Origin of the sequence: Rhizobium sp. BK049 (assembly GCF_014193135.1) — a bacterium.
Classification (GTDB): domain Bacteria; phylum Pseudomonadota; class Alphaproteobacteria; order Rhizobiales; family Rhizobiaceae; genus Rhizobium.
Genome location: NZ_JACHYV010000024.1, coordinates 1 through 20,493, shown reverse-complemented (window position 1 = coordinate 20,493; position 20,493 = coordinate 1). Strand labels below are relative to the sequence as shown.

Annotated in this window: 26 protein-coding genes; 13 read left to right on the top strand and 13 right to left on the bottom strand. The window is 60.4% G+C overall.

Features of this window, described 5'->3' with window-relative positions:
- Positions 1-5 precede the first annotated feature (5 nt).
- Positions 6-509 (bottom strand): ferritin-like domain-containing protein, encoded by a 504-nt coding sequence (locus tag FHT70_RS22500; RefSeq protein ID WP_183704967.1) that lies wholly within the window; start codon positions 507-509, stop codon positions 6-8.
- A 286-nt stretch (positions 510-795) separates the two neighbouring features.
- Between FHT70_RS22500 and FHT70_RS22495 the strand changes: the two genes are divergently transcribed.
- Together FHT70_RS22495 and FHT70_RS22490 are read left to right on the top strand one after the other, a co-directional pair.
- Positions 796-1,323 carry a sigma-70 family RNA polymerase sigma factor gene (locus FHT70_RS22495; protein WP_183704965.1) on the top strand — a complete coding sequence of 176 codons (528 nt, stop codon included), beginning with the start codon at positions 796-798 and terminating at the stop codon, positions 1,321-1,323.
- A gap of 125 nt (positions 1,324-1,448) precedes the next feature.
- The gene (locus tag FHT70_RS22490; RefSeq protein ID WP_183704963.1) at positions 1,449-2,771 is read left to right on the top strand and encodes a cytochrome P450; all 1,323 of its coding nucleotides are present in this window, start codon (positions 1,449-1,451) and stop codon (positions 2,769-2,771) included.
- Positions 2,772-2,813: 42 nt separating this feature from the next.
- On the opposite strand, the gene FHT70_RS22485 is transcribed toward FHT70_RS22490, so the two are convergent.
- The 5 genes from FHT70_RS22485 to FHT70_RS22465 form a co-directional block, all read right to left on the bottom strand.
- Positions 2,814-2,984, bottom strand: a complete 171-nt coding sequence (locus FHT70_RS22485; RefSeq protein WP_183704958.1) for a hypothetical protein — start codon at positions 2,982-2,984, stop codon at positions 2,814-2,816.
- On the bottom strand, positions 2,984-3,136 hold the full coding sequence (locus tag FHT70_RS22480) for a hypothetical protein (RefSeq protein WP_183704957.1): 153 nt from the start codon (positions 3,134-3,136) through the stop codon (positions 2,984-2,986). The genes FHT70_RS22485 and FHT70_RS22480 overlap by 1 nt, the downstream gene beginning before the upstream one ends.
- A gap of 66 nt (positions 3,137-3,202) precedes the next feature.
- The gene (locus FHT70_RS22475; RefSeq protein ID WP_183704956.1) at positions 3,203-3,847 is read right to left on the bottom strand and encodes a DUF1109 domain-containing protein; all 645 of its coding nucleotides are present in this window, start codon (positions 3,845-3,847) and stop codon (positions 3,203-3,205) included.
- Entirely contained in the window at positions 3,844-4,392 is a 549-nt protein-coding gene (locus FHT70_RS22470) for a sigma-70 family RNA polymerase sigma factor (protein ID WP_183704955.1), read from the bottom strand. The genes FHT70_RS22475 and FHT70_RS22470 overlap by 4 nt, the downstream gene beginning before the upstream one ends.
- A gap of 278 nt (positions 4,393-4,670) precedes the next feature.
- A complete protein-coding gene (locus FHT70_RS22465) occupies positions 4,671-5,291 on the bottom strand; it encodes a Crp/Fnr family transcriptional regulator (protein WP_246721928.1) in 621 nt (206 codons plus the stop codon).
- 506 nt (positions 5,292-5,797) lie between these two features.
- Between FHT70_RS22465 and FHT70_RS22460 the strand changes: the two genes are divergently transcribed.
- A complete protein-coding gene (locus FHT70_RS22460; protein WP_183704951.1) occupies positions 5,798-6,778 on the top strand; it encodes an alpha/beta hydrolase in 981 nt (326 codons plus the stop codon).
- A 113-nt stretch (positions 6,779-6,891) separates the two neighbouring features.
- Positions 6,892-7,611, top strand: coding sequence for a Crp/Fnr family transcriptional regulator (locus tag FHT70_RS22455; protein ID WP_183704949.1), 720 nt, complete (start codon positions 6,892-6,894; stop codon positions 7,609-7,611).
- 24 nt (positions 7,612-7,635) lie between these two features.
- Here FHT70_RS22455 and FHT70_RS22450 read toward each other — a convergent pair whose 3' ends face one another.
- The 4 genes from FHT70_RS22450 to FHT70_RS22435 form a co-directional block, all read right to left on the bottom strand.
- A complete protein-coding gene (locus FHT70_RS22450; RefSeq protein WP_183704948.1) occupies positions 7,636-8,067 on the bottom strand; it encodes a DUF983 domain-containing protein in 432 nt (143 codons plus the stop codon).
- A 68-nt stretch (positions 8,068-8,135) separates the two neighbouring features.
- Positions 8,136-8,318: a hypothetical protein gene (locus FHT70_RS22445; protein ID WP_183704946.1), complete on the bottom strand. Its 183-nt coding sequence runs from the start codon at positions 8,316-8,318 to the stop codon at positions 8,136-8,138.
- A gap of 13 nt (positions 8,319-8,331) precedes the next feature.
- Positions 8,332-8,592 carry a hypothetical protein gene (locus FHT70_RS22440; RefSeq protein WP_246721927.1) on the bottom strand — a complete coding sequence of 87 codons (261 nt, stop codon included), beginning with the start codon at positions 8,590-8,592 and terminating at the stop codon, positions 8,332-8,334.
- A gap of 158 nt (positions 8,593-8,750) precedes the next feature.
- Positions 8,751-9,122, bottom strand: coding sequence for a hypothetical protein (locus FHT70_RS22435; protein WP_183704942.1), 372 nt, complete (start codon positions 9,120-9,122; stop codon positions 8,751-8,753).
- A gap of 273 nt (positions 9,123-9,395) precedes the next feature.
- Here FHT70_RS22435 and FHT70_RS22430 point away from each other — a divergent pair, with 273 nt between their 5' ends.
- The 3 genes from FHT70_RS22430 to FHT70_RS22420 all read left to right on the top strand — a co-directional run bounded on the left by FHT70_RS22430 (position 9,396) and on the right by FHT70_RS22420 (position 10,340).
- The gene (locus FHT70_RS22430; RefSeq protein ID WP_183704940.1) at positions 9,396-9,695 is read left to right on the top strand and encodes a hypothetical protein; all 300 of its coding nucleotides are present in this window, start codon (positions 9,396-9,398) and stop codon (positions 9,693-9,695) included.
- A complete protein-coding gene (locus FHT70_RS22425) occupies positions 9,688-9,984 on the top strand; it encodes a hypothetical protein (protein ID WP_183704938.1) in 297 nt (98 codons plus the stop codon). The genes FHT70_RS22430 and FHT70_RS22425 overlap by 8 nt, the downstream gene beginning before the upstream one ends.
- Positions 9,985-10,088: 104 nt before the next feature.
- Positions 10,089-10,340 carry a hypothetical protein gene (locus FHT70_RS22420; RefSeq protein WP_246721925.1) on the top strand — a complete coding sequence of 84 codons (252 nt, stop codon included), beginning with the start codon at positions 10,089-10,091 and terminating at the stop codon, positions 10,338-10,340.
- Here FHT70_RS22420 and FHT70_RS22415 read toward each other — a convergent pair.
- Positions 10,324-11,064 (bottom strand): Crp/Fnr family transcriptional regulator, encoded by a 741-nt coding sequence (locus FHT70_RS22415; protein WP_183704936.1) that lies wholly within the window; start codon positions 11,062-11,064, stop codon positions 10,324-10,326. The two genes, FHT70_RS22420 and FHT70_RS22415, sit on opposite strands and share 17 nt — an antisense overlap.
- A gap of 187 nt (positions 11,065-11,251) precedes the next feature.
- Positions 11,252-12,625 carry a PAS domain S-box protein gene (locus FHT70_RS22410; protein ID WP_183704934.1) on the bottom strand — a complete coding sequence of 458 codons (1,374 nt, stop codon included), beginning with the start codon at positions 12,623-12,625 and terminating at the stop codon, positions 11,252-11,254.
- A gap of 132 nt (positions 12,626-12,757) precedes the next feature.
- Between FHT70_RS22410 and FHT70_RS22405 the strand changes: the two genes are divergently transcribed.
- The 6 genes from FHT70_RS22405 (at position 12,758) to FHT70_RS22380 (ending at position 19,109) form a co-directional block, all read left to right on the top strand.
- Positions 12,758-13,714: a Crp/Fnr family transcriptional regulator gene (locus tag FHT70_RS22405; protein WP_246721923.1), complete on the top strand. Its 957-nt coding sequence runs from the start codon at positions 12,758-12,760 to the stop codon at positions 13,712-13,714.
- Between the two features lie 348 nt (positions 13,715-14,062).
- On the top strand, positions 14,063-14,821 hold the full coding sequence (locus tag FHT70_RS22400) for a FadR/GntR family transcriptional regulator (RefSeq protein WP_183704933.1): 759 nt from the start codon (positions 14,063-14,065) through the stop codon (positions 14,819-14,821).
- Between the two features lie 24 nt (positions 14,822-14,845).
- Positions 14,846-15,820: a sialic acid TRAP transporter substrate-binding protein SiaP gene (locus FHT70_RS22395; protein WP_183704932.1), complete on the top strand. Its 975-nt coding sequence runs from the start codon at positions 14,846-14,848 to the stop codon at positions 15,818-15,820.
- 261 nt (positions 15,821-16,081) lie between these two features.
- Complete coding sequence (locus tag FHT70_RS22390) at positions 16,082-16,654, top strand: TRAP transporter small permease (protein WP_097601694.1); 573 nt, start codon at positions 16,082-16,084, stop codon at positions 16,652-16,654.
- Positions 16,655-16,658: 4 nt separating this feature from the next.
- Positions 16,659-18,065 carry a TRAP transporter large permease gene (locus FHT70_RS22385; RefSeq protein ID WP_183704931.1) on the top strand — a complete coding sequence of 469 codons (1,407 nt, stop codon included), beginning with the start codon at positions 16,659-16,661 and terminating at the stop codon, positions 18,063-18,065.
- Between the two features lie 9 nt (positions 18,066-18,074).
- Complete coding sequence (locus tag FHT70_RS22380) at positions 18,075-19,109, top strand: L-idonate 5-dehydrogenase (protein WP_183704930.1); 1,035 nt, start codon at positions 18,075-18,077, stop codon at positions 19,107-19,109.
- 363 nt (positions 19,110-19,472) lie between these two features.
- Here the strand turns inward: FHT70_RS22380 and FHT70_RS22375 are convergent, their stop codons facing one another.
- Positions 19,473-20,006, bottom strand: coding sequence for an SDR family oxidoreductase (locus tag FHT70_RS22375; RefSeq protein WP_246721921.1), 534 nt, complete (start codon positions 20,004-20,006; stop codon positions 19,473-19,475).
- Between the last annotated feature and the right edge of the window lie 487 nt (positions 20,007-20,493).

Genomic DNA, 20,493 nt, shown 5'->3' with positions numbered 1-20,493 from the left:
GCGGCTTAGGCCGCCTTGCCCTTACCCTTGATGTTGGCTGAAGACTCCGCGAGCCGCGTGAGCTTCTTGTCGGTTGCCTCTTCTTCGGCAAGCGTAGCCTGCAGCAGTGGCACTGCATCCTTGAGGCCGAGCTGTTTTGCCCAGGCGATCAGCGTGCCGTAGCGGGCGATTTCATAATGCTCGACGGCCTGTGCGGACGAAATCAGACCAGCATCGAGGGCGACCGTGCCCTTAAATTCGTCCATGATCTCCTCGGCTTCGGCGATGATGCCCTGAATGGCCTCGCAGGTCTTGCCGCGTGCCGGTTTGCCGACCATCTCGAAAACCTGTTCGAGGCGCTCGACCTGCGCCTGGGTCTCGTCGCGATGCTGCAGAAAACCGGCCTTGCCCTCTTCCGATTGCGCGGCGCGGGCCATCTTCGGCAGGGCCTTCAGGATCTGCTTTTCGGCGTAATAGATGTCCTTGAGAGTATCGAGAAACAGATCGTTAAGAGTCTTCTCGGTTGCCATTTAATCCTCCTGTGGCGTGTCGTGACGACAATCAACTCTCGCATCGGTCGGATGTTCCGATCGGAAATATGACGCCCCCTTGGGCGGGGGCGTCATCTCTGTCCGGCCAAGGAAGAGACCGCCCGATCGAGAGTACCGGGACGGCGATCACCGAACGATTGCGGGAGGCCGTTGTTCCCGTCCTCGAGCCGGCGAGCAGTCGCCGGCCAAGCCGGGACTTTTGTCCGGTATCGTACGGCAACGAATAGGGAGCCAGCGACTTTCCTTCTCATCCCAGGAGAGAAAAATGGCTTCCTCGTCTTCAGTACGCCCCGCATCGCATTGCAAAGAAAAATCCGCGATCGAGCGGGAGATCGTCGAGCTGACACCAGCATTGCGCGCCTTTGCCCGAAGGTTCCTGCGCAGCGATGATGACATCGACGACCTTGTTCAGGAAACCCTGCTGAAGGCGCTGAACTCGCTTCACCTCTACCAGCCCGGCACCTCGCTCAAATCCTGGCTTTTCACCATTCTGCGAAACACCTTTTGCACCAATTATCGCCGGAAGAAGCGCGAGCCGGCCGGAATGGACGCGGCGATGGAACAGGTGGCGATCGCCCCGACCCAGGAGTGGGTACTGCGGGAACATGAATTGCAGCGGGCGTTGACGCGTCTTTCCGACGACAGGCGCCGGGCTCTGACATTGGTGGCTGCCGGAACGAGCTATGAAGACGCCGCCAAAATGTGCGGGTGCCGGATCGGCACCTTGAAAAGCCGGGTTAGCCGCGCCCGCGAGTGCCTGATTGCGATGCTCGGAAACCATCTCGTCGATTGAGCGGCTTGCGCCGGTCCGCTTCGCCTTGAGCGGAACAAACGGTCGTGGTCCTGGGTCCAAACCAAATCGATAGGATCGGCAGATCGAATCGATATGGGCCAACCGCCGGGCCAGGCTGAAGAGTCATGAACGCGCGAAGCCACGCCATCTTTCTCAGAGTTAATCGCGCCGGGTGGCTCGATACGCTCCGCGTATTGACGGCGGTCGTGGCCCCAACGGTTGCCAAGGGCATCATCATTCGCCGCCCGACAATGGAGCGTCTGGCGGAGCGGCAAGGCTTCGACAGAACCGCCGTGGAACAGATGCAGCGGCTGAGAAACAAATACGGGCCGGCTCCTCTTCTGCTGCCCATCCCATTGCGACCACAGCTGCTGATCCTCGATCCGGCCGATGTCGCCGCGGTGCTTCAATCCTCGCCCGAACCGTTTGCCGCGGCGACGACGGAAAAGCATGCCGCCCTTGTTCACTTCGAGCCGAAAAACGTCCTTATCTCATCGGACTCTCGGCGCGCCGAGCTTCGGCCTGCCCATGAGCACGCTTTGGCAGCGGCAGACCGGCTGCATCCATATGCGATGCATTTCAAAAATATCGTCGACGAAGAATTCCTGCAGGTCCTGAACTTACCCCGTGAGCTCGATTGGCCGGCCTTTTCTCAGGCCTGGTTCCGGATCGTCCGGCGAATTGTCCTCGGCGAGCGAGCGCGCAACGACGTCACATTGACCGAGACCTTGAACGAACTTCGAGGCCGGGCGAACTGGGCATTTGCCGCCCCGGTCGATCAGCGCAAGCTTGCTCGGTTTCACGACCAGGTCGGCCGCTATCTTCGAGAGCCGGAGAAGCACAGTCTTGTCAATCGGTTTCCCAGAGGCGATGAGCTTGCTCCGGAAAACCAGGTGGCCCAATGGCTGTTCGCCTTTGATGCAGCCGGAATTGCCGTTATGAGGACGCTCGCCTTACTGGCCTGCCATGTGAGCTACTGGGGCAAAGCCGTGGAAGAGGCCGTCGGCGGGGATCTCGATCGCCCCTTCACACGCAGTTGTCTGCTGGAGGTTTTGCGTCTCTGGCCGACGACGCCCGCCATCCTCAGGCAGCTGACCAGGGACATCCAGTCAGGCGACAGGGTCATCGCTCGCGGCACTGGCGTCATCATCTTCGTCCCCTTTTTCCATCGAGACCCCGCGCTCCTCTATGCCAATCGGATGGAACCGAGCATCTGGGGACAGAACGATGCGTTGCCGGCCGCAGGGCTGGTGCCTTTCAGCGCCGGTCCTGTCATATGCCCGGCACATAATCTCGTGCCGACGATTGCAAGCCTTGCCGTGGGCACATTCTTGTCGGCCGCCGAGATTGTGCTGCTGCATCCCTCTTTAGACGTCGCCAATCTTCCCGGCACTCTCAATCACTACGGCATCCGGCTCAAGCTGATTGCGCGGCGCAGGGAGAAATAGATGCTGCCTCAATGGCCGCGGCACATTTCAGGTCGCGCCGGCTCACAGCCTTTGCATGACCCCGTAAACGAGGATCAAGACGTAGAGCAGAAAGGCGATAGCGATCACGGTCGCGATCACGGCGATGACCTGCCACAAGGTTTTCAGCGCATCCCGCTGCCCTTCGTCGCTCGGCCGATCCAAGCGGATCGGGTCACCTTTCGGCCCTTTCATCAGGGGTTGGCTTCCCTTGAATATTGCGTGGGCTGATCGCTTATGTTGATCGAGTTCCACGAGAGCGTAGCGCCGAAAACGATCACGAGCCCGACTAACAGGATGGCTCCCAAATAGATCATGAAAGCGCGACGGTCCGATTCCTGGCTCATCTTCTCTCCTTCGGTACTCGAACCAAGGGAAACCCGGAATGTTCCAGATCAAGAAATCGAGAAGGGTCACCAGCGTAGCAGGCGGGGTCCGGTCACGGCGCCGACAGCGCCGATGAGCAGGATGCCGAGCGTGTACCAGATCAACACGAAAGGCATGCCATTTTCGGTGCAGAACCAGGAATAGACCCAGGCGCCGGCTGCTCCCGCGGCAATGCCGGCGACGAAGCCGGTCAGCCGCAGATCCACCGGCGCTGCACGGCGCAGTGCCCAGACCGTACCGGCATAGACCGGGATCGCAAAGCCTGCGATGAGCGGCGGGCAATGCAGCGCCGAGGAGCCGAGGATCAGCAATCGATAGCTCTCGCTCGGTGCCATCAGAAGCTGAATGGCCGCGACGGCCGTCATGGCAGCGAAAATCATCGCGAGCAGACCGAAAAAGCGTCCCTCCGAGCCATCGGGGCGGGAAAGCCGAAAAACGGCGGCAAAGGCGGCCGCCGCAATCAAGGCATTATAGGCCGACTTGATCCAGAAGACCGGCAGCATCAGCACGTCTGAGATATCGACCCGGGGGCCGAGAATGATCAGCATCAGCAGCAGGGAAAATGCGAGGGCGGGCGCTATGCCGAGCGCAAAGCGGCGCCATAGCGCGTTGCGCGGCACCGGCTTCAGGTCGCTTGTCAATCGTTCGATTATATCGTCCGTCTTTGTCACGATGTGCCTCGCAATCTCTCTCCGAGCGCCTTGAGCGCCCGATGGATGCTGACTTTCACCGCCGATTCGGACTGGCCGGTGCGATTTGCGGCGTCGGCGACCGAGCCGCCCTCGAGCTTCACCTGGCGGATCAGTTCCTGCTGTCTGAGCGGCAAGGCGTCGAGCAACCGCTCGACATCCATGCGGGCAGACAGCCTATCCTCGCTGAAGTCGCTTTCGATCTCGTCATCAAGCTCGGTCTCCGCCAGCCTGCGTCCGCCGCGGCCGCGATGATGGTCGATCAGCTTGTAGCGGGCGATCGAGAAAAACCAGGCGGTAAAAGGTCTGTTCCGGTCATAGGTAGACCGTCGGGAATGCAGTGCCAGCAACGTCTCCTGCACCAGATCTTCCATGTCCGCTCTCGTCGCCGCAGCCATTCTGCGGCTGTAATAGCCGACAAGCAGCACACGCAAAGCCGTCAGCAAACGCCGATAGGCAGCCTCGTCCCCGTCAAGGGACAGAAGCATCAATGCTTTCAGGGCTTCTTCCGAATGGGCGGTGGTCATGCTGTCAAAGAGCTCATTCGTAAAAGCGGGCAATTGGTTACAGGGAAACGAAAGATTTTTGCAATACAGTTCTATAGCATATGAACGTGAAGCTGTAACGAATTGCGACTCGCAGCTGAAAGCATCGTGGTGGCGCATGCAGATCGACCGAAACGATTGCGTCGAGCTGACCCCCAATGGGCGGTCGTGGATCTCCCGGCAGGCGGCAATGACGAACTCTGGGAGTTGTGGCGAAGACCGGTGTACCGGATACGGCTGCCGCTGTTTCAACCAGAGCCCTACAAAGTCTGTCGCTTCGATTTTCTCAGAGGCCCGATCAACCGCTCGTATTCCTCCTCCGCCCTGCCATAGGCGTCGGCGGCGAATTCCTCGAGGCCGGCGCGATCTCTGACGATCACCAGGCCGCGGACCGAGCGGATAAAATGGTTGCCCTCGAGCAGATGGAGAGCCGTGGTGACGCTTGGCCGCCTGACCGCCAGCATCAGAGCGATAAACTCATGCGTCAGGGCGAGCTTGTCGCCATCAATGCGGTCGTGGCACATCAAGATCCAGCGAGCCAGCCGCTCATCGATCCCGTGGATCGCATTGGAGAGCGCTGTGAACCCGGCCTGGGTCGCAAGGATGTGCGTGCTCTTGTGCAGCAGGCTGGTAAACACCGGCTGCGTTTTCATCAGATCCACAAGCTTGTCCTGCCGCAGCCGGTAGGCGAAACCCGGCACCTGGACGGCGACCTCGGTGACGCTGATTCCTCCGTCTATCGCTGCCGCCGTGGGTGCAAACCCGTCACGGCCGAACAATCCGGCCTCGACGCGGTTTCCCTCCGGCGAAACATTGATGATCGAACCTACGCCCGAGCACGGGAAATAAGCATAGTCGATCGTTGCGCCTGCTTTAGCCATGAGAAAGCCGCGAGGGGTGTCGCAGGGTTCCAGATCAGCAACGACAGCTGAAAGCTCCTCCTGAGGCAAGAGGGCGAATAACCGGTTTTCCCTGGTCGGTGTCGTTGCTGCCAATGCTCGCCCTCCGGAAGTGTGGGTTGGGCGCAGTCTGATGGTTTCAGGTGCGAAATACTGACTCGCTAGGCGGCTCTCCCACACAACTCACCAGCCCGCCCTTGGTTCCGGATTTGCGCGGAATGGACGAAAGGATTGTTGCCGGACTTGCCGGCTGGTCTCGATCTCCGGAAAGTTGTCGATCCGCTTCAACTTCCCCTCCGCGCGTATGCAGCTCAATCTGTCCTCGTTTCGGGAACCGACTCTCGGTCCGGTCGTTCGGGCGCAATCGCCTGCTTCAACCGAATAAACACGGAGAACGATGATGCGGCTGATGCTCAACCTTTCCCTTCTCTTCCTGGCCGCGACGCCTGCCTTTGCTGCCGATGAAGCCTGACAGCGAAGTGAAGGACATGACCCCTCGAACAGCATCGGGCCTGCGGCCGGCACCGTTCACGTCCCGCGAGATCGGCGCCGCCCGCAGGCTCAATGCCCTGCTGCGCTTCCTTCCCAGCTATCATACCGATCGGCGCTGGAACGCCAAAATCGTGCAGACCTCAATTCGCGTCGCGCAACTGCTGGCTCCAGACAGGCTGCTGCGCCGCAGGCACGTTGTCACCCGCATTGTCACAGCCGACGGCAGACGGATCAGCTTGAGGTTGATGCTTCCGAACGGAGCCCCGCGCGGCCTTTACGTCCATTTCCACGGCGGCGCCTGGGTGATGGGCAACGCCCGCTTTGACGACGGCATCACCTGCCCGATCGCAAGAGACTGTCGGATGGTAGCGGCCGGCGTCGATTTTCACAATGCCGCCGACGACCGGCTGGACCTCGCTCTTCTGGACAGCAAAGCGTCGATCGAATGGCTGGCCGACCATCTTGCCGAGTTTGCGGTCGAGCGGATGATCCTCGGCGGCGAGTCCTCGGGTGCACATCTCGCCGCGGAAGCACTTCTTCATCTTCGAGCGCGCAGTAAGGCGGAGGCCGTTGCCGGCTTCGTTTCCATGTGCGGCGCATTCGATCTCGGCGGGTCGCAAAGCCTGCGCCGCTCCACCGGCAGAAGCCTGGTGATCGACGGGCCATCGGCGTTGCGCAATATGCAGCGACTGACGCCAAGCCTTTCCGGGCGTGAGGCGAAGGGTCCGTTGTTTGCCGATCTCTCTGGCCTGTCCCCCGCCCTGCTGGTCGCCGGAGCGCTCGATCCGATCCTCGACGACAGCATCTCGATGCATGAGCGATGGCAGAGCCAAAGCGGCAATTCCGACTGCGTCATCTTCCCCGAGGCCCCGCACGGCTTCAACCGATTGCCGACCAGGCTGGCGGCCCGAGCGAACAGCCTTGTCAGAGCCTGGATTTCGCAGAGGCTTGATCGCCCTGGCGCGAATAGTGGCTGATCCTGCGCAGACCTTCGATTCTGTACGCTATTGCACAATGTATTGCTCAATGATTCGAGATGGTTAGGTTCGCCCGCAGCAAGGGTCGGAATAACACCGATGCGCGGACGGACATGGATGACCAACAATTGATTTTTCGGAATGAACTTTTGCGCGTCATGGGCCCGCAGGAGCAGCAACTCCTGCTGCCGCATATGGAGCCCGTCGACCTTGAGGTGCCCACGATCCTCGAAATGGAGAATAGCCCGGTCAGCGACGTATATATTCTCGAATCAGGACTCGCCTCGATCGTGGCGAGATTTCCAGGCGGGCGCGACATCGAAGTGGGCATCGTCGGCCGCGAGGGCATGACGGGTGCGGCTGTCATTCTGGGCGGCAATCAATCCGCTAACCGGACGTTCATGCAAGTTTCCGGCCATGGCTTCAAATTGCCGGCATCGACCCTTTCCGCGGCGATGGAGGAAAGCCGTCCCTTACGCAGCCTGCTTCTCGCCTATGTCCAGGCGCTGCTCGCGCAGACGACGTCGACGGTGCTCGCCAACGGCCATGCCAAGCTCGAGGAGCGGCTGGCGCGCTGGCTGCTGATGGTCCATGACAGGACCGACGGCGCGACCATCTGGCTGACGCATGAGTTTCTGGCGGTGATGCTGGGCGTGCGCCGCGCCGGCGTTACGGTCGCGCTGCACCTGCTGGAAGGCAAAGGGCTGATCCGGTCCACCCGACGGCAGATCGTCATCCTCAACCGGCGGGGATTGATCGAAGAGGCGCACGGATCTTACGGCGCTGCCGAAGAAGAATATCGGCGGCTGATCGGCAAGGATCTCGCCCGCTGAAAAGCATGCCGCCGCGTGAGCGCCTCAGGACCGCTCCCTCCGCTCCTTCTCGGAGGCATGCCAGGCTCTGTCGATACTGCCTTCCTCCGCCTTGTGAAAGAATTGCGAGCAGACGAGCCAGCCTTTCAGCGGCCTCAGAATGAGAATGCAGGCGATGACGCTGAGGGGCAGGCTGACGATGAGATGCACCCAGATCGCCGGCTCGAACGTGAATTGGAACCAGAGGGCAAAGGCGAGCGCCGGAACGGCGACGATCGACATCGCGAAGAAGGCCGGCCCATCCGCCGGATCGGCGAATGAATAATCCAGGCCGCAGACTTCGCAGCCTCGGGCGAGCGTAAGATATCCGGAAAACAGATGACCCCGCTGGCACCGCGGGCAGCGTCCCAAAAGTCCCGTGAGGGCAGGGTTCGTCGTTACCTGATAATTGGTGGGAACTTCATCTTCGGGTTCCATTCCCCTCAAACCGCGCCCGAAGGTGCAGGTTCCGCAGCCGACGGTGTTTTCGGGGGACCGGCGGTGGATCAGCCTGATCCTGGCGTGATGCTCTGGTCGTCCTTCTCGGACAGCGCGCCGGCGCCGGGCGTTTTGCTTTCGTCTATGAGATGATCCTTGGCGTGAGGACCGGCGGGCGGGCTTTTCCTCGCATCGGCGGTTTCCTTTTCGGTTCCTTCGACGTCGGTTCGCGCTTTTTCACCGTCATTCATGAGCTGCTCCTCGTCAGATTGAGATGACCGAGCGGCCGTTTCGATCTCCGCCCCCCGTGATCGCAGCAGTTCGGGAGAGCCCCTTTTTTACCGAGGCCAGACGGCCGACCGACAGCAGCTTGACCTCGTCAGTCAAACCGTGGCGATAAAGGCGAATGAGCAGAGCGGCGACCTCCTGCATTTCAGGCGAACGCACGGCTTTGCCGGCCTCGCGGCAGATCACATCCAAGACGATTTGCAGACGCTGAAGATCGGCTGAATCGAGCGCTTTCAAATGGATGGACTGAGAATCGAGCATGACCCTGGTCCCTAAGCTTTTCACCGTGCGTTTTTGAATAATGGGACTCTATTGCAGCCGAAACAACTCCTCGTCCTCCATTGTACGGAAGCGAACACCCACCGCATCGCGCGCCCGAAGAGACGCGAGGCGCTTTAGTGATAATAGGACGAGTCCCCTCCGAACAGAGCGGCGATCATCGCGTCCACGTCGGAAGCACGCCCACTGACAACAAAGCCGCCCGGCGGTGTTTCGGATCGCTCGTCATAGGCAAAGATGAAAGGAATCCGCCGTGTCTCCAACCAATCATTTATCCAGAGCATGGCTTCGTCGGAAATCGTCACATCGATGATCACCGCATCGAACAGGAGGCCCTCGCTCAAGCATTCCATGGCGCTGGAGATGACAACGGGGCCGGCGAGCACCGCCTGGCGCGCGATCAACGCCTTTCTTGCACCGTCCGAAAGGAAGCCGGCTTCACCAATGATAAGGATCGTCTTGCCGGCGACCGGACTGAGCGACTTCATGGCGGACGCCTACTGTAATCCAGGTTTTAGGGTGATCATGCTGTTCAATGGCGGTTAGAAACATAGGCGGGTCCGCGCCTGTATCGTGCCTACCATATTCGAGCCTGTCATGCGACGTTCATTTTGCCCTGACCGCCGAACCCTTGCCGGGCCGCCTTGTTCCCCGGCGGTTGGGATCGGGGCGCCGGCCGTGCGATCCGTACGTTTTCGCACCAGCTGTTGAAATCGATGACCCTAAGTTTAGGATCGTCGCATACAAGCGGAGGAACGCGGATGATGCAGCACGCGGGAATCACGAAGCCGCCGTTACAGCCCGACGACGTGGCAATGCTGACCGCGGTCCTTGAAGACTGGTGCCAGGAAAAATCATGCGGGATCGCCAGCCCGGCAGCCGGACATATTGCCAGAGAACTCGTATCCTGGTTCGAATGCGGCATTCGAGACAAGCATAGGCTCGCAGGCCTGATGCGGCATGTGTATCTGGATCCAGAGGACCTGCTCGTCACCCAGGATGCACCGGCCTGCGCACATGTGCGCGAGAATGCCGGACGGGCGGATGGGCACGATGGATAGAACCCGGCAAAGTGCTCCTGCCCCGGCAGGTCATTCCGAACTCGGTTTTGTCGATCGGCAGATCGCTCTGCGACAGATCGTTGCCGATCTTAGAAACCTGCGCGATGGAGTGCCGGACAACTTCGGTCGAGCTCCGGCTCTCGATCGTCTGCTTCGCATGATCGACGCTTCGGTCATATCGATTGCCAAAGCGGATGACGAGGAATGGGAGATCATTCTTATGGAGCTCCTCGATCTTCGCGCGACGATGACGCGTCTTGCCACTGGCGGCGCCGAAACGTCCCACTGATTTCGACAGCAGGATTTGAAACGAGGAAATTGTCGCCGTTTTAAAGGGCGCCCTGGTTCTTTTCCCGGAACCTTAAGACAGGCTATGGCATTGATTCTGCAACGATGGGGCGGCTGATGCCAAGATTTTATTTTAATGTCGTTTCAGACACCGGCACGGTCGTTGATCCCGATGGTTCGGAACTGGCAACCATTGAAGACGCCAGGCGCGAAGCCGTTCAGGATGCAAGAGCCCTCATGAGTCAGGCAATTCTTTCGGGAAAAGACATCTCAGCGAGAAAGATCTACATCTGCGACGAACAGGGGAGCCTGCTTCTGATCGTGCCTTTCGCCGATACGATCAGGAGTGCCGATTAGTGGGGCGCCGGATCGGCAGACCGATCAAACGTTGATATTCGCGCTCCGGAACGCCGTAGCAGCCGGCTGCGATTTCTTCCAGCCGGTCCCTGTCGAGGATCCTGACATTGGCGCGCGTCGACCTGATCGCTCGAAGACCTTCGATGACGTGCAATTCGTTGGTGACGCCTGCGCGGCGCACGCCGAGCATGATGGCCAGCAGTTCATGCGTCAGCGGCAGGTCACTGCCATTCAGCCGGTCGTGGCACATCAGCAGCCAGCGGGCGAGCCGCTCGTGCATGTTGTAGCGCCCGTTGGCAAGGGCTGACTGGGCCAGCTGAATGTCGCAGTAATGCACGTATTTGAGGAACAATTCGTTGGCGACCGGAAATTCCGCCAGCACCTGCTTGAAGCTTTTCACCGACACCTGCACGCCGGAGCCGGCGACCTGAACGAAGGTGCGGTTGGGTGTCGTATCCGTTCTCAGCAGGACATGGAGGCCGGACATGCCGTCATGTCCGATGTGACCGACCTCAACGGCTTCGTCATCGCCATTGGCGGCCACCATTGAGGCAAGACCGCCTTCGATGAAACAGACATACTCGTTCGGCTGATCGGCTTCGACCAAAACATGTCTGGCCGGAAGTTCGATCAGACTGCCATCGCCGGTGAGCTTTTGGAATGCCTCGGCCGGCAGGGCCTTCAACAGCAGATTCCGAATATCGCTTTGGTCCGGTACGCGCATGCGCTTCTCCTGGCGGGAGACAGCCCGTGCTCATACCGACGCCTCTTTGGCGGTAATGAGAGGTATATGGGTCACGCGCGCAATGATGACCATCTTCATATAAGTTTTGTACGGTTCTGACAAAAGCCGAGCCATAGTCCCAGGCGCACCGCTTCTGGGATAATTTCCTGCCCGACACGGAACGCTCTCAAACCTCCCTCGGCAGCCTGATCACGAACCCCGTGCCGGGCTCCCGGTTTTCGATGTGAAGCTCGGCCCTCAGTTGCTGCACCAACGCCCGCACGATCTTCATTCCGAGGCTTTTTCCGCCGTTCTCGCCGGACAGCACTTCCGGCGGCAGTCCTCGTCCGTCGTCGGCGATCTCGAGGCAGATCTCGTCGGCAATGCTCCGGGCGCTGACCGTGACGGCGCCTGCTACCTCGGCATAAGCGTGTTTGAAAGCATTGGTTACCAGTTCGTTGACGAGGAGGGCGATCTGAATCGCACGGTCGGCATCGATCATGCATGGATCGGCGACGACCGACACCGTGTGGCCGGAGGTCGATTGCTGCAGGCGTTGGCAAAGGCTGGACAGGAAATCGGCCAGATCCACAGTTTCGATATCAGGCTGGCGCCACAATTGGTCGTGCACCTGGGCAATGGTTCCGACTCGCGCTTCAGCATCCCGAAGCGCCTGTCCGACCTCCTCCTGTTTGGTCGAACGGGCCTGCATGGCGAGCATGGCCGCAACCAGAGCCAGGCTGTTCTTGACGCGATGGCTCATCTCCCGCAGCATGATCTGCTGATGCTCGTCGGCGAAATGCCGCTCGGTATCGTCCCGGAGCACCTTGAGAAAACCGGCGCGCTGGGCGCGCAGCGGCATGGTCAAGCCGCTGCCCCAGAATGTCGAGCCGTCCTTACGCAAGTGAAACCGCTCGTTCTCGGCGCGACCGCGCTCGGCCGCCGCCTCCATCTCGCGCTCCAGCGCGCCCTCTTCGCGGTCCTCGGGAACGAACAGGATGCGGGCGTCGCGACCGAGGATCTCGCTCTCCTCGTAGCCGAAGATGCGGCAGGCGCCGGTGTTCCAGCTGATGATCCGCCCATCGCGGCCGAAGGCGAAGATCGCATAGTCGATCGCGCTTTTGAGAATAAGCTGGAGGCGCTCTTCGCTGGCGCGCCGAGCTTCGTCCTCATGCAGCATCTGCGTTCGGTCGCGGACGATTTTCAGAAGGCCATAGGTCTCGCCGGCATCGTTGCGAAGCGGCATCATCAGTCCCGAAGCCCAGAACGAACTGCCGTCCTTTCTCACATGCCAGCGATTGTCGTCGGCGCGGCCGGTGGTCAAGGCAAGCCTGATCTCCTTAAGCATTGCCCCGGCAAGCTGATCTTCGAACGTAAAGATCACGGCACCGCTCTGTCCGATGATTTCGGATCCCGAATAGCCGAAGATTTTTTCGGCACCCGCGCTCCACGTCATGACAGTGCCATTGCGATCCATTGCAAAAATTGCATAATCCCGGGCGCTCTCAACGATGTGCCGATAGATTTCAGTCTCGTTGCTCGGGAGGGGATATTGATCCATGCCAGCGCGCGCCCCGCTATTGCCGTCGACTACATTAGCACCTGCTACAGGAAATTTCTCGGGCGCGTGCGGTTGCGTACAAAACTCCTCCACGAAGCCTTCTGCCGATCATGAGAGATAAGCCTCAGCGCCTTGCAATCGGCCATTCCGGCGTTCATAATTTTGCGTAGGGCTGAGCGCATCTGTGGTGCTGACGGCCGAGAGACAGTGTCCTCTTGCCAAACAAAGGGCAGAGTGATGCGAGCGTTCGAAAGCGAAAATCTCATTCTGTCGCAGTTGGCGGATCCGGAGCTTATGGCTCTGGAGCGCATGCTGGAACCGCTTCTTCTTCCGCGCGACTTCGAGCTCGTGCATTTGGGCATGCCGGTCAGCCATTATTATTTCCTCGAAACCGGCATTGCTTCCATGGTGGCGACGAGCCCCGAGGGCAGGAAGGCCGAGATCGGCGTGCTCGGCAGGGACGGGATGTCGCCGCCGCCCCTGACGGTGGACGCGGAGCAGTTTTCATTCGACGTCATGATGCAAGTTGGCGGTCACGGCGCCGTGTGGAAGCCGGCGCCCTGGCATGCTTCCTCGCCGACCGGCCCACCGTCCGCCGGCTGCTTTTGCGTTTTCTCCATAGTTTTTTCGCGCAGGTCGCCAACACCGCACTGTCCAACGCCGTTCACAAGATCGACGTTCGTCTGGGGAGATGGCTTCTGCTGTGCCATGACCGCCTCGATTGCGAAGAGATTGAAATCACGCATGAATATATGGGCCACGATGCTGGGAATCCGCCGCTCCAGCGTCACTGATGCCTTACACATCCTGGAGGGCGAGCATCTCATTTATTCCACCCGCGGCCTGGTAATCATCCGCAACCGCGCATCCCTCGAAGCCTTCGCTGCAGACGCCTACGATGCCCCTGGCATCACAGGACGCAGCTGGCCGGGCCCGGCTGAGGCGCTGAAGCGCGTCTCGCACCGGAATCGACGATCTCTCAAGCGTCACTTTCCCGGCAGATCCTTTTCGGTCGTCGCAGCCGCCGGAAGGTTGTTCTGCGACCCCTCTCTATCGGACGCGCGCAAAGGAGCCGTGGGCGCCTTCTGAACATAGATGCCGAGTCCGAGTGCGCCGATGGCCACCACAAAAGCGCCAGCGATGGCTGCAACCGATCGTCGCCCATCCTGCTTGATCATTCCGAAAGCAAGAGCAATTCCGAGAAGGGCAGCCCCTCCCGATACCGCAAAAAGCCAGAGAAAATTCATCATCATGCTCCCTATGTCGGGCCCGAACCCGTGACGGGGTTGAAGGTTCCCACGGTCGTTGACGCGGGAACGATGCCAGTTGGAATTTCATGCGGCGCATTGACGCACAACTCCCACGGTGCTACCTCTAAAATTGGTCAGGCCAGTTGACCAGCTGCGCGCTTGAGGAGAAGCCGCCGGGGAGGCCAGAATGTTTTCGCCCGTTGAATCGCGCCGCCTCTACAGGCAGGTAGCGGATCAGATTCGCTCGATGATTGCCGGTGGCGAGCTTGCCGTCGGTCAGAAGCTGCCGGCCGAGCGCGATCTCGCGGAGCAGCTGTCGGTCTCACGCCCGACCGTGCGCGAAGCCCTGATCGTCCTGGAGGTCGAGGGCCTCGTCAACATCCGCATGGGCTCAGGCATCTATGTGGTCCGCCGGCAGGGCGTCAGCATGGCGACAAGCGAAAGCGAGCCGGTGGAGGGGCCTTTCGAATTGCTGCAGGCGCGCGCCGTGATCGAATGCGCCATAGCCGAAGAGGCGGCAACCCGGGCCAGGTCTGAAGACATCGCCGTGCTCGACGAGGCGCTGATGCGCATGAGCGGCGGCGTCAACGATGCGGCGACGGTGCTCGCCGCCGACCGCGCCTTTCACACCGGCATTGCCGCCATCATCGGCAACGCCACCCTGATCCGCGTGACGGGCGAGATGTTCGACATGCGCATGACTCCCTATTTCGCCAAGCTCGCCAGCCATTTCGAGGGGCCGACGACATGGCGCAGCGCCGTCGATGAGCACCGGGCCATCCGCGATGCAATCGCCGCCGGCGATGCCGCCGGCGCGAAGGCTGCAATGCGCAGCCATCTCACCCTATCGCAGAAGAGATTTTCCGAGAGCTTCGGGGAGGAGTTCTCGGGAGAGGAGGAGCGCGGCCGCGACAAGGCGCCCGCGAAAGGAAGCACCAAGACTTAAACCCGAGCACGGGAGGAGAGCGCAATGAAGAGCAGACTAGCAACGATACTGTGCACCGCAGCCGCGATCATGGCGACGACGGCGGTCGCGCATGCCCAGACCGTACTGAAATGGGCACATGTCTATGAAACCTCGGAGCCCTTCCACACTGATTCCGTCTGGGCCGCGGAAGAGATCGCCAAGCGTACCGACGGGCGCTACAAGATCGAGGTCTATCCGGCTTCGCAGCTCGGCAAGGAAGCCGACATCAACCAAGGGCTCAAGCTCGGTACGGTTGACATCATCATTTCTGGATCGAGCTTTGCCGCACGCGACTACAAGCCGATCGGCGTCACCTACTTCCCCTATATCTTCCGCAACCCCGATCATCTGATCGCCTATACCAAGAGCGACGTCTTCAAGCGTCTTGCCAAGGGTTATGAGGACAAGACCGGGAACCATATCGCCGCCGTCAGCTATTACGGCACGCGCCACACCACCTCCAATAAACCGATTGCCAAATGCGCCGACATGCAGGGCCTGAAGATCCGCGTGCCCGACGTTCCGGCCTATCTCGCCATGCCGCGAGCATGCGGCGCCAACACCACGCCGATTGCCTTTGCCGAGGTCTATCTCGCTCTACAGAACGGGACGGTCGAGGCGCAGGAAAACCCGCTGACGACGATCGAGGCGAAGAAGTTCTACGAGGTCCAGAAAAACATCATCCTCACCGGCCATATCGTCGATCACCTGAACACCGTGATCTCGAAGCAGCTGTGGGCCAAGCTCTCCGACGAGGACAAGAAGATATTCGGTGAAGTGATGCAGCAGGCAGCCGAGCGCACGAGCAAGACGATCGCCGGCAAGGAAAACAGCCTAGTTGCGACCTTCAAGGAGAAGGGGCTCAACGTCGCCGAGGTCGACAAGAGCGATTTCGAGAAGAATGTGATGGAAAAGGTGAAGTTCGAAGACTTCGGCTACGAGAAGGCCGATTGGGAAGCGATCCGGGCGATTCAGTAGGAGCCTGAGAGCGCGGCCAGCCCCTCATCCGGCTGCCGCCACCTTCTCCCCGCGCGCGGGGAGAAGGGACAAGCCGCACCCTTCCGCTTCCCCCTTACGCCTCGCAGGGCAAGTCCCCTCTCCCCGCCGGCGGGAAGAGGGTTAGGGTGAGGGGCAGCCTTCGGCACGAACAGGGCAGCAGCGGCACCGGGCTTGCCAACAATATGAAGGTCGCGCCGCCACACGCCGCGCCCATCTTCTCCAACCGGAACAAGGCCGATCATGTCGCAAGAAATTCATACGCCAATCACGGCCGAGGAAATCGGCCACGAATTCGAAGGGCACGCGCCGACCGCACATGTCGCAGACTATGCTGTCGAGGACTGGATCACGTTGATCGTCTTCTGGCTGATGGCGGGCTGCGTCTTCCTGCAGTTCTTCACGCGTTATGTGCTGAATGACAGCTATGCCTGGACCGAGGAAATCGCCATCAACTGCCTGATCGGCGTCGTCTTTCTCGGCGCGGTCATGTGCGTGCGCACCTCGCGGCATATTCAGGTGGATGTGTTCTATCACTATATGCCGGCAGGGCTGGCGCGCGTGCTCGCAACCTTCGTCGATATCGTCCGCATCGGTTTCTTCGCCTATGGCTGCTATTTGATGTGGCGTTACGTCGACATCGTCGCCGACGAACAGATGGTCACCATCGACCTGCCGCGCAACATCGTCTTTTACTCCGTTCTCGTCGCCTTCGTGCTGATGCTGATCCGCGCCGTGATCGTCTTCATCGCCAATCTGCGCCGTGGCTACTCCGTCCTGGAGCGCCCGGAAGAATTTCAATCCGTCGAAGGATGACCCGATGCTGCTGCTTCTTGGCTCATTTCTGCTGCTGATGCTGGTCGGCGTGCCCGTCGCCATCTCGATGGCCGTCGCCTCCGTGCTTTACATCGTCCTTTACGGCGTGGCGCCAGACATCATCGTCGCCCAGCGCATGATCGCCGGCGTCGAGAGTTTTCCGCTGCTCGCCGTGCCCTTCTTCATCCTGGCCGGCAATCTGATGAATTCCGCCGGCGTTACCGGCCGTATCTATTCCTTCGCGGTCGCTCTCGTCGGCTGGATGAAGGGCGGGCTGGCGCAAGTCAACATCATCGGCTCCGTCATCTTCTCCGGCATGTCCGGCACCGCGCTTGCCGATGCGGCCGGCATCGGCACGATCGAAATTAAGGCGATGAAGGACCATGGCTATCCCGTCGAGGCCGCTGTCGGTGTCACGGCGGCCTCGGCGACACTCGGGCCGATCTTCCCACCGTCGCTGCCCTTCGTCATCTACGGCATGATGGCGAACGTCTCGATCGGCGCCCTCTTCATGGCCGGCATCCTGCCCGGCGTCGTCATGACGCTACTGATGATGATCACGGTCGCCGCCTTCGCCTACCGCAAGCGCTGGGGTTCGGACGCGCCGTTCGATGTGCGCCAGCTCCTGTCGGCCGGCATGGAAATCCTGGTGGTGCTGATGGTGCCTGTGGCGATCTATCTGATGATGCGCGCCGGTCTCTCGATGAATGCCGCGGCGGGTATAGCCCTTCTGGTGCTCCTGACGCTCGACTGGTATTTCGGCTTCTCCGCCGTCATGGCGCTGATGACGCCGGTCATCCTGATCGGCGGCATGACGATGGGCTGGTTCACGCCGACGGAGGCCGCTGTCGCGGCCGTGCTCTGGTCGCTGTTCCTCGGCCTCGTACGCTACCGCACGATGACGCTCTCGACGCTTGCCAAAGCCAGCTTCGATACGATCGAAACGACGGCGTCGGTGCTCTTCATCGTCACGGCGGCTTCGGTTTTCGCGTGGCTCTTGACGGTCAGCCAGGCCGCGCAGCTGCTCTCCGATGCGATCCTGTCGATCACCGACAATAAATGGGTGTTCCTGATCCTGGTGAACCTGCTGATGCTCTTCGTCGGCTGCTTCCTCGATACGATCGCCGCAATCACCATCCTCGTGCCGATCCTTCTGCCGATTGTCGCGAAGTTCGGCATCGATCCCGTTCAGTTCGGCCTGATCATGACGCTGAACCTGATGATCGGCTTGCTTCACCCGCCGCTCGGCATGGTGTTGTTCGTGCTGTCGCGGGTCGCGAAGCTTTCCGTCGAACGCACGACGATGGCGATCGTGCCGTGGCTCGTGCCGCTGTTCCTGGCGCTGATCCTGATCACCTTCATTCCCGCCGTATCGCTCTGGCTGCCGCAGCAGCTCGGACTGTTGAGATAGGAGGATAGGATGCAGACGCGTCTGGCGCGGCTTTACCGGAAGGGCGATCTCAGGGTCGAAATGGACACGGTTCCGGCTCTCGGTCCAGGCGAGGTGCTTCTCAAGATGGCGGCCGCGGGCATCTGCGGCTCCGACCTGCATTATTATCAGGACGGCGGCTTCGGGCCGGTCAGGGTGCGCGAGCCGATCATCCCCGGCCACGAGGCTTCGGGGAGGGCGAACCAAACGGGCGAGGGGGTCGATCTCAAAGCCGGCACACTGGTCGCAGTCAATCCAAGCCAGCCTTGCGGCCATTGCGAATACTGCGTGACGGGGCTGCCGATCCATTGCCTCGATATGCGCTTCATGGGCAGTGCGATGCGCCTGCCGCATGAGCAGGGCATGTTCCGGGAGTGGCTGGTGGTGCCGGCCCGGCAATGTTTCGAAATGGGAGCCGAGACGACGGCCGCGGAAGCGGCCTGCACCGAGCCGCTTGCCGTCTGCCTGCATGCCGCATCGCGCGCCGGCGAGATATCGGGCAAACGCGCCCTCGTCACCGGCGCCGGCCCGATCGGCTGTCTGATGGTTGCCGCCGCGCGGCATCACGGTGCGGCCGAGATCGTCGTGACCGATCTCGCCGATGCGGCGCTGGAGCGGGCGAAAGCGATGGGCGCCAACCGCACGATCAATGTTTCCGGGGATGCGGCAGCGCTTGGCAAATTCGAGGCGGGCAAGGGCTATTTCGATCTCGTCTTCGAATGCTCGGCCGCCGCACCCGCGATCCGGAGCGCAATCGCCGCCATCCGGCCGCGCGGCACCCTCGTGCAGGTCGGCGTCACGGGCGAGATCCCGGTCCCGCTCAACGCCATTGTCAGCAAGGAGCTGCATATCCACGGCACGCAGAGGTTCCACGAGGAATTCGCCACTGCCGCGAGGCTGATCGCAAGCCGCAAGATCGATGTCCGGTCGATCATCAGCCACAGTCTACCCTTGGAAGAAGCCGCCGCCGCCTTCACCCTTGCCGGCGACCGTACGGCCGCTTGTAAGGTACAGCTTACGTTTTAGCCGCGTGATACTCGCCGTAGATTGTCACCGTGATTCAACCATTCCTTCTCGGCAGTCGCTTGCGCGGTCATATCCCAATCAAAAGAAGATACAAATCCTGTCCTGTCGCAAACATGTCCCATAACAGATGATGTTTTAATCAACCGAAATGGTGAGGCGTCGGTTCGAATCGGCTCAACTGCAAAAAAGGCTGTGAGAGCTTTGCGTCAACATTTCCGCCATTCGGTCACTGAGGTCAGATACCTGCAGCCGGTCCGTTTTTTTCTTGGACTTCTCACCGCAAGGCAAAACAAGGGACGGCGCCTCGATGATTTCCTCCGTGCCCAGCTCCACCACATGAAACCAGACTTTTCTGTTGGATATCTATGCCGCACTTCTATCGACCGACCCACCACCATCAACGAACAGGATTTGGCCGGTGATGAAGCCAGCATCCTCGGACAGAAGGAAGGCGATGGCGGCTGCGATTTCTTCCGGTTTGCCAAGGCGGCCCATTGGAATCATCGAAAGGAACCGTGTCTCGGCCGTGCTCCCGGCCGGCGTGTTGCGGCGGAACATTTGGGTTTCGGCCGGACCCGGCGCAACGGCATTAACGGTTATGCCGCTGCTGGCGAGCTCCATCGCCCATGTCCGTGTGAGGCTGTTTACCGCAGCCTTCGCTGCTGCATATCCGCTCCTGAGCGGTGTGCCGGTCGTCACCATGCTACCGACGTTCACGATCCGGCCCCAGCCTTTTGCCTTCATCACTGGTAAGAGAGCCTGGACGGTCTGGATCATGGGGTGAAGGTTGACACGAAGCATGTCCTCCAGATCATGAAGATCGATTTCTCCGACTGCGTGGAGCCGTGCCAATCCGACATTGTTGACCACGCCGTCGAAGGAATAGAGTTGCGCCAATTCCTGAGAGCTTCCTCCGAAGCCTGCGTATCGTTGAGATCGAGCGAGACCAAGGCGCCAGGGAAGTCAGGATCCTTTCCACGGCGATGCCGACCACCTGATGGCCTGCGGCGACGAGGCGATGTGATAGTGCGCGACCGATGCCCTTGCTTGCACCAGTCACCAGGAAAGTTCGTTCAGTCATGTCCGTACCTGTCATTATAGAATATCATGTTGTGGGCGAACCGCTCGAGGGACACGACTGACGGTGCGCCTGTTGTATCGTCGCCGCAGATGGTTCATGCGGTAAGTGAGGAGGTTCCTGTCTGGCCGTTCTTCGAAGGCCGGCGAGCGCCTAATGCGAGCCGCCTAGAGCCTGCTGCTTTCATACGGAAGCATATCCTGAGTTTGTAAGGTAGTTTGCGCATTCTGCTGGCGAGAAGCAGTCGAGCATTTCACCAGCCTTGCGCCATGTCGCTTCGACTGTGCGAGGCTGTTCTCTCCTAAT

Excerpts from the sequence above, each read along its gene's own strand:
- FHT70_RS22445 (WP_183704946.1), bottom strand. The coding sequence starts at position 8,318 with ATGAATGACGGTGAAAAAGCGCGAACCGACGTCGAAGGAACCGAAAAG.
- FHT70_RS22420 (WP_246721925.1), top strand. The coding sequence starts at position 10,089 with ATGGGGCGGCTGATGCCAAGATTTTATTTTAATGTCGTTTCAGACACC.
- FHT70_RS22490 (WP_183704963.1), top strand. The coding sequence starts at position 1,449 with ATGAACGCGCGAAGCCACGCCATCTTTCTCAGAGTTAATCGCGCCGGG.
- FHT70_RS22400 (WP_183704933.1), top strand. The coding sequence starts at position 14,063 with ATGTTTTCGCCCGTTGAATCGCGCCGCCTCTACAGGCAGGTAGCGGAT.
- FHT70_RS22470 (WP_183704955.1), bottom strand. The coding sequence starts at position 4,392 with ATGACCACCGCCCATTCGGAAGAAGCCCTGAAAGCATTGATGCTTCTG.
- FHT70_RS22460 (WP_183704951.1), top strand. The coding sequence starts at position 5,798 with ATGACCCCTCGAACAGCATCGGGCCTGCGGCCGGCACCGTTCACGTCC.
- FHT70_RS22380 (WP_183704930.1), top strand. The coding sequence starts at position 18,075 with ATGCAGACGCGTCTGGCGCGGCTTTACCGGAAGGGCGATCTCAGGGTC.
- FHT70_RS22390 (WP_097601694.1), top strand. The coding sequence starts at position 16,082 with ATGTCGCAAGAAATTCATACGCCAATCACGGCCGAGGAAATCGGCCAC.
- FHT70_RS22455 (WP_183704949.1), top strand. The coding sequence starts at position 6,892 with ATGGATGACCAACAATTGATTTTTCGGAATGAACTTTTGCGCGTCATG.
- FHT70_RS22465 (WP_246721928.1), bottom strand. The coding sequence starts at position 5,291 with ATGGCTAAAGCAGGCGCAACGATCGACTATGCTTATTTCCCGTGCTCG.
- FHT70_RS22485 (WP_183704958.1), bottom strand. The coding sequence starts at position 2,984 with ATGAAAGGGCCGAAAGGTGACCCGATCCGCTTGGATCGGCCGAGCGAC.
- FHT70_RS22425 (WP_183704938.1), top strand. The coding sequence starts at position 9,688 with ATGGATAGAACCCGGCAAAGTGCTCCTGCCCCGGCAGGTCATTCCGAA.
- FHT70_RS22385 (WP_183704931.1), top strand. The coding sequence starts at position 16,659 with ATGCTGCTGCTTCTTGGCTCATTTCTGCTGCTGATGCTGGTCGGCGTG.
- FHT70_RS22480 (WP_183704957.1), bottom strand. The coding sequence starts at position 3,136 with ATGAGCCAGGAATCGGACCGTCGCGCTTTCATGATCTATTTGGGAGCC.
- FHT70_RS22410 (WP_183704934.1), bottom strand. The coding sequence starts at position 12,625 with ATGGATCAATATCCCCTCCCGAGCAACGAGACTGAAATCTATCGGCAC.
- FHT70_RS22500 (WP_183704967.1), bottom strand. The coding sequence starts at position 509 with ATGGCAACCGAGAAGACTCTTAACGATCTGTTTCTCGATACTCTCAAG.
- FHT70_RS22435 (WP_183704942.1), bottom strand. The coding sequence starts at position 9,122 with ATGAAGTCGCTCAGTCCGGTCGCCGGCAAGACGATCCTTATCATTGGT.
- FHT70_RS22450 (WP_183704948.1), bottom strand. The coding sequence starts at position 8,067 with ATGGAACCCGAAGATGAAGTTCCCACCAATTATCAGGTAACGACGAAC.
- FHT70_RS22395 (WP_183704932.1), top strand. The coding sequence starts at position 14,846 with ATGAAGAGCAGACTAGCAACGATACTGTGCACCGCAGCCGCGATCATG.
- FHT70_RS22495 (WP_183704965.1), top strand. The coding sequence starts at position 796 with ATGGCTTCCTCGTCTTCAGTACGCCCCGCATCGCATTGCAAAGAAAAA.
- FHT70_RS22415 (WP_183704936.1), bottom strand. The coding sequence starts at position 11,064 with ATGCGCGTACCGGACCAAAGCGATATTCGGAATCTGCTGTTGAAGGCC.
- FHT70_RS22430 (WP_183704940.1), top strand. The coding sequence starts at position 9,396 with ATGATGCAGCACGCGGGAATCACGAAGCCGCCGTTACAGCCCGACGAC.